The 6,000-nt window shown below is 58.5% G+C and carries 2 protein-coding genes and 2 pseudogenes; all 4 read left to right on the top strand.

Annotation, left to right across the window (positions count from 1 at the left end):
* The first annotated feature begins 266 nt into the window (after positions 1-266).
* Positions 267-1,472 (top strand): annotated as a pseudogene (locus tag EN824_RS18730) (IS3 family transposase).
* Between the two features lie 998 nt (positions 1,473-2,470).
* Positions 2,471-3,415, top strand: a pseudogene (locus EN824_RS18735) (IS481 family transposase).
* 360 nt (positions 3,416-3,775) lie between these two features.
* Entirely contained in the window at positions 3,776-4,939 is a 1,164-nt protein-coding gene (locus tag EN824_RS18740) for a Xaa-Pro peptidase family protein (protein ID WP_128314539.1), read from the top strand.
* Between the two features lie 172 nt (positions 4,940-5,111).
* Positions 5,112-5,402, top strand: a complete 291-nt coding sequence (locus EN824_RS18745; protein WP_128314538.1) for a hypothetical protein — start codon at positions 5,112-5,114, stop codon at positions 5,400-5,402.
* Positions 5,403-6,000: the final 598 nt, after the last annotated feature.

Raw genomic sequence — 6,000 nt, forward strand, 5'->3', positions numbered from 1 at the left:
GAATTGTTCCGCCTTATGAGACTGGTGAATGGTCGTTGGTTGAAGAACGGATTGATGAAGAGAAGCATGTTTGCGGAAGCACTCTGCGCCGGGCTCCTACTCGCACAGAACGACCGAGATTTCTTTTGTGTGTCCGGTGTCAGCACCAATGAGGCAATATCGGCTTAACTGAGAGAGGAGGATTTCTGGCTCATCGTAGCCCTTCAAGGAGCGAAGATGAGACAGAAAGCCGAGACACCGAAACAGCAGAGACGGTCATCAAGGACATGCGCCGGGCCACCCGCAAGCAGTATGGAGCGGAAGATAAGATCCGCATCGTGCTGGAAGGTCTGCGCGGCGAGGAATCGATCGCGCTGTGCCGGCGCGAAGAAATTGCCGAGAGCCTTTATTACAACTGGTCGAAGGAATTCCTCGAGGCCGCCAAGAAACGGCTGGCAGGTGACACGGCGCGTGCCGCCACCAGCGAAGAGGTCAAGGTGCTGCGCCGCGAGACCCGTGATCTGAAGGAGGTCGTCGCGGAGCAGGCGCTTGAACTGCGGCTGCTCAAAAAAGCATGATCGCGGATGGGAGCGACGACGAATGAGATACCTCGCCTCCGAGAAGCTCGAGATCATCCGGGTCGTCGAGCAGTCGCACCCGCTGGCACGCCTCACACTGGACAAGCTCGGCATTCCCCGCGCCACCTTCCACCGATTGGAACCGCATTCCCGACGAGGTGCGGGAGCAGATCGTCGAATTCGCCCTAGACAGGCCGGAGCTGTCGCCACGCGAACTGGCGGTAACGTTCACCGACACAGAAAGCTATTTTGTCTCGGAGGCTTCGGTAAGGCCCACGATCTGATCACCAGCCCGGCCTTCACCTCATCAAGGCTGCCGACGAGTTCCATGACAAGACAACTGCGCCGAACAGCTGTGGCAGACCGACTTCACCTATCTGAAGGTCATCGGCTGGGGCTGGTTCTATCTCTCCACCATTCTGGACGACTTCTCCCACTATATCATCGCCTGGAAGCTATGCACGACCATGAGGGTGGAGGTCACCGACACGCTGACCTGGCGCTCACGGCATCGGGCTGCGATCGGGCGACGGTGTGTCAGCGGCCGCGGCTAGTCTCCGACAACGGCCCGTGCTACATGGCGGCGGCTTGGCCGATTGGCTCTCGGATCAAAACTTCGAGCGCACCCGCGGCGCGCCCAGCCATCCGCAGACCCAGGGCAAGATCGAGCGATGGCACCAGACGCTGAAGAACCGCATTCTATTCGAAAATTACTTGCTGCCCGGCGATCTCGAAGCCGGATCGCCTCCTTCGTCGAGCACTACAATCACCGGCAGCTACCACGAGAGCCTCGACAACCTCACCCCGGCCGACATTTACTTCGCCCGAGGCCAGACCATTCTGTTGCAAAGGGAAAGGATCAAACGAAAGTCCAATCGAACAACGGCCCTGCGACACCCAGAGCCGCCAAAATGACAACCGAGACGCGCCAGAGCCTCCGCTAAATCAGCGCTCCAGTTGTCTCAAATTCCCTGACGACGGAGGACACTGCACTAGTCGGCGGGTCTCGAGTGCGACGCGCCTGTTCAGGTAAGCTAGGGGTTCTTGCCTTGCCTGACATGTCCGGATCGGAATTCCCTTTCCCCTGCGGGCATGCGATGCGTATGCGCGCCGGAATATCTCTCACCGTCTCGCTGTTTGACCATGGGCGTTTGGTTGCCTTGGTGTGGCAGGAGCGCTTCGCTACTGCAGGCTTCGAGGGGCTACTTCGTGACAAGACAGGCTTTCGCCCATTGCGCAGATCGGGCTCAGATTGCCGAGCGCGTGGTGGGTTCATGCTCGCCGATCCTCCGGTAAGACGACGCACTGGACCGCAGGCGCACGGCCTGCAGCCAAATGGGACCAAAGCTTTCACCTGGACCGCCGACCCCGACAAAATCATTCGCTGCCGCCCAACGCCGGCAGCAAGTGTTAAATTCCATCCAATAGCTGTTCAGCAGGTCCTCGTACTTAACTCTGAGGCTTTCAGAAGCCATCTTTCGTGAAGTGACGGTGAGCTGGTATTAATCGAGCTTGCCGGCTTCTCGGATACAGCAGGTCACCGAAGTTTCTTGGCGGTTCGTGCTCACGCTTGATGGCGGTTGCCGTGACCTCGGTCGATAGCGCTGCGCGTCACGTTCCCGTCAAGTGGAGACCCTGGTGCTTTCCATCAGCTGCCCACGTGGGACCGTCGTGACGGCGCAATCGGCCTGAGGCTGGAGTTGCAAACGAAGTGCGTACGGAGTGAAGATGGTGATTGTCGGCGTCGGATCGCGTTGGCGGGCCGGGAGGTTGAGGCAGCGGCCGCGTGTAGACGGTGGCCGAGCGCTTTCCCGGCAGGCAGCTTCTGCCCGCTGGACGTGTTGCGGAGAACCTAGGTGTTTGATCCCGGACTTTAATGGCGCATCATTGCCGTCCGAATCAAAGGATGCGCTATGGGACAGGTTCTACACCGCCGCGCCACGACGACAGAGGCAGTCCGTCAAGCGATACAGCATAGTCAAGAGAGCCTGAGAGCGCTGGCCAAGCGCTACGGCATCGATCAGAAGACCGTTAGAAAGTGGAGGAACCGGACCTCGACCGCCGCTTCCCACCGGCCCGAAGAAACCAAGATCGACAGTGCTGTCGCTCGAAGAGGAAGCGGTGATCGTCGCCTTTCGCAAGCACACGTTGCTGGCGCTGGATGATTGCCTCTATGCCCTACAGCCCTCGATCCCGCATCTGACGCGCTCGTCGTTGCATCGCTGCCTTCAGCGCCATGGCATTTCGCGGCTGCCGCAGGACGCCGACAAGCCGGCCAGGAAGAAGTTCAACGCCTATCCGCTCGGCTATTTCCATATCGACCTCGCCGAGGTGCAGACCGCCGAGGGCAAGCTGCGCCTTTTCGTGGCCATCGATCGGACGTCGAAATTCGCCTATGCGGAATTGCACCCGACGGCGGGCAAGATGGCGGTGGCCCAATTCCTTCGCAACCTGATCCCGACTGTGCCCTATGCCATCCATACCATCTGACCGACAACGGCATTCAGTTCACCAACCGGACCTGCGACCGGCATGCCCTTCAGCACATCTTCGACGGCATCTGCGACGAACATGGCATCGAGCACCGGCTCACAAAGATCAACCATCCCTGGACGAACGGCGAGGTCGAGCGGATGAATCGGACCATCAAGGACGCCACCGTCAAGCGCTTCCACTATGACGATCACGATCAACTGCGCCGGCATCTCGCCGACTTCATCTTAGCTTACAATTTCGCGCGCCGGCTTAAGACCCTCAAGGGCCTCACACCCCACGAGTTCATCTGCAAAATCTGGGCAAAAGAGCCTGAACGGTTCCGATTCGATCCCACCCATCAAATGCCGGGACCAAACACCTAGGCGCCACTCGCCGGCCGACATCGTAGACCCGCCGGCCCACATCGTGGACGGACTGCAGTTTGCGCCGTATTGCTCCAACGGAACCTAAGGGCACGGCTAGCCTTGGAACGAAGAGCTGTTGGTCAGCGCGTCGAGCTTGCGGCCGGCACTGGAACATGGTGTTAAGGATCGTAGATAAAACGCCCCCGCTTGTGAGGCCATCGCGTGCCCAGATGACTGCAATATGGAAAATGCATTTGACCGGAGCGGGTGTGAAAGGGATCCTCCCGATCAAGCGGCGGATGGTATCCGAGTGTGCGGATTCGCGGCAAACCTCCGTCTAGCGGGTGGATGAGCTTTAGAACAATTTGAGGTGACCAAATGACTAGTACATCGTCAGTTCCTCTGGTAGGCCTTATTTTCCCAAGTGCCGAGTACGAATGCCGCCTTCAGAGAGTATTTGAGGCGATGGAACGCGCAAACCTTGATGCTTTATTGGTCACCGCGCACGGTAACCTTCAGTATCTTAGCGGATACGACGGGCGCGGCGCAATCTTCATGCCGTTTCCATTGATTCTTGTGCCGGGGCAAAAGCCAACCTTAGTCGTCCGAGAATTTGATTTAAGAAGTGTCCGCCTAGCCAGCTGGGTGGAGGATATCGTCCACTACAGAGAACAAACAGAGTTCGCTCAAGTATGCGCCGATGCCATTCGAAAATTCGGCTTGAAGGGTAGGATTGGCCTTGAGCTTGGTTGTTGGAATCTTGCACCGGCGGACGTTAACGCGCTTCAGGCGGAACTTCCAGATTTGAAATTTGTTGACGCGTCTCGTCTAGTGGCGACAGTCGCAGCCGTTAAGACGAAGATGGAACTAGAAGTCATGCGTTCCGCAATGAAAATGACAGACCTAGCCGTTAAAGTTTTCCAGCGGTCTCTTCGGGAAGGCATTTCAGAGGCGGAAGTGGCGGCGAATATAGAAAGCGAAGTCGAGCAAGCCGGGGGTACGGTACCCGCAAGCGCGAGTTCCTCAACATTGCTCTTTGGCGAACGAACTAAGCTACCGCACGGCAGTGCCAAAAACAATGCAATCAGGAACAATGAGCCTGCGTTTATGGAAATGGGCGGAGTTCAAAGCGGGTACCACTGTGGGCTTGTTCGAAGCGCCGTACTCGGCCGCCACCCCGAGACTGAAAGCCTGCACGACCTTTCGATTGAAGTACTTGAGGCGGCCATTTCTGTGATCAGGCCTGGCGCCACGGCCGGCGAAGTTGATGCGGCAGGCAGAAAGGTACTCGAACGACATGGCCGCCCCGGGCTTCTTAACCACCGGGTTGGCTATCAAACCGGTATTAATTGGGTGGAGCGTGGTTATATAAGTCTTGAACCTGGCGCAAAAGACATTCTCGAGCCCAATATGACCTTGCACATGCCAATCATTCTGTGCGGCGAAAATGGCTACGTGTTTGGAACCAGTGAACACGTTGTTGTGACAGAGCAAGGGTCGGAAATCCTGAGCAGCACTCCTCACACGCTCTATCGTGCATAACTGAGTGTGCGATCCGGAACTCGATAATAAACGTTTTCCGGACTGTGGACGTGGGGCTCACGAGGATAGGATGCGCAAGGGCCAGCCGTGATCGGGTATCGGCGGTGGGCGAATGTCGATGTACCGGCGAACATCGCTAAATGGCGCCGCAAGGGCCTGGCGCCGCGGTCGCTTGATCTGGCGTATCGACAAAGTGTACAGCGTCACTACGATCGCCCGTGTAGCCCTGCACACCGCGCACTTGAGCGGCGACGGCGACTTTGCCGCGATTCTGAAATGGGTATTGACCCCAGGCTTTGGCCGTGTTTACGGGCCATTTTCGGGAGTGGTGTCGATCTGTGAGGTTGCCGGTTCTGCATTGGAGTCGGAGATCGGCAGGTGTCTTGACTTGACCTTACTTGACTCGGAGCGGCAGCCTCGACGTTTCGAGGTGATCACCGGTGCGGGCGGCCGGCGCCGGTGATCTGTGCGATGACAAAGCGCGGATCATCGATCATCGCGGAGAACGCGGGGCCGAAAGTAATCACTTCCGAGGTCGCCCGTTATGGTCCCAGCCACAGCGGTCTTCGCCTGGCGCCGCGAACCGCGCAAACAGGCAGCTTCGGTGCAGCAAGATTCTCCTGCCTTCCTGCCGGCGGTTGTGGCGGCGCCGGGACCTGTAGCTGGGCATCCATCGAAGCAGCGGAAATGGAAAGCCACCCGAGACGCAGGCGTGATCGAGTTCGAGATCGACGGCGTCGTGATGCAATGGCCCGGTGCCAATGCCAAGACGGTCGAAGCAGTGATACGCGCGCTGAGGGCAACGTCGTGTCCGGGCCGACTGGTGCGGTCAACGTCATGGTGGCGACACGGCGCTGGTGCGCAAGACGATCGAGGCCGATCCGAGCCGGCATCGCGCACCAGGGCCAGAAGGCCGTCGGGACTTTTCTAAGTTCGACGGGATGACTGGCGACCAACACCTTCACGCCAGCCGGGATCATGCCTTGCGAACCGCCCGGATGATCCGCACCAGCTGCTCCTCATTGATATCGGCACCGGCGCGAATGACCACGCCACCCAGC

Origin of the sequence: Mesorhizobium sp. M8A.F.Ca.ET.181.01.1.1 (assembly GCF_004792025.1) — a bacterium.
Lineage (GTDB): Bacteria > Pseudomonadota > Alphaproteobacteria > Rhizobiales > Rhizobiaceae > Mesorhizobium.

Bases quoted from the DNA above. Each gene is read 5' to 3' on its own strand.
- EN824_RS18740 (WP_128314539.1), top strand. From the start codon at position 3,776: ATGACTAGTACATCGTCAGTTCCTCTGGTAGGCCTTATTTTCCCAAGT.